The organism is Aquimarina agarivorans, from assembly GCF_000218485.1.
In the GTDB taxonomy this organism is placed as follows: Bacteria; Bacteroidota; Bacteroidia; order Flavobacteriales; family Flavobacteriaceae; genus Aquimarina; species Aquimarina agarivorans.
In genome coordinates, this window is record NZ_AFPB01000057.1 from 1 (window position 1) to 1,005 (window position 1,005).

Here is a 1,005-nt window from a genome sequence, read left to right on the forward strand (position 1 = left end):
AACAAGAATTACGCTCACTACGAAAAGAATTAAAAGAAGTCCAGCTGGAACGAGATATATTAAAAAAGGCGGTAAGCATCTTTTCCAAGAGCGACAGATAAGGTATAATTTTATACTAAAACACAAGCAGTGTTTTTCTGTTGAAAAGATGTGTAAATACATGAGAGTGAGTAGGAATTCTTATTACCATTGGCTAAAGGCAAAAGATAATTTTAACGAAACATTACTCCATTTAAACAATAGGATTACCAGTATATTCTATGAAAATAAAGAGATTTATGGAAGTACTAGAATTCAAAAAATGTTAGCAAAAGAAGGCCTTAATTACAGTGTTTCTTATATTGGTCGATTAATGAATCTACTTGGCTTAAAGAGTATTTTGAAAAAGAAATTTGTGATCACTACCGATTCAGATCATGCTAATCCAATAGCAGAAAATATTCTGAATAGGGAATTTGATTGTCAAAAAATAGGGAAAAAATGGGTATCTGACATTACTTATATACCTGTAGCAAACCATTGGAATTACCTAACGACAATAATAGATTTAGCAGACAGAAAGCTAGTTGGATGGTCTTTAAGCAAAGATATGACTACAGAAAATACAGTTTACAAAGCTTGGTTAAATGCTAGGAATAATAGAGAAATTAAAGAAGGGTTTATTTTTCATTCGGATAGAGGTGTTCAATACACTTCAAATAAAATAGTTTCCTTACTAAATTCAAATCTTAAAATTACTCAAAGTATGAGTAGAAAGGGAAATTGTTGGGATAACGCTGTAGCTGAAAGCTTTTTTAAAACAATTAAATACGAATGCTTAAATAGGTATCATTTTTCAGATAGTGAGCAGCTTTACAGGTGTATTGATCAATATGTAAATTGGTACAACACTAAAAGAATACATTCTGCTTTAAATTATTTGACACCTTTAGAAATGGAATTGAAATTAACTCAAAATAAATATAGAAACGTGGCTTAGAATATTTGTGCCATATTTTGTTGGTA

The 1,005-nt window shown here is 30.0% G+C and carries 1 pseudogene; it reads left to right on the forward strand.

Features of this window, described 5'->3' with window-relative positions:
* A pseudogene (locus GMC_RS23110) lies at positions 1–979 on the forward strand (IS3 family transposase); the annotation flags it as partial.
* Positions 980–1,005: the final 26 nt, after the last annotated feature.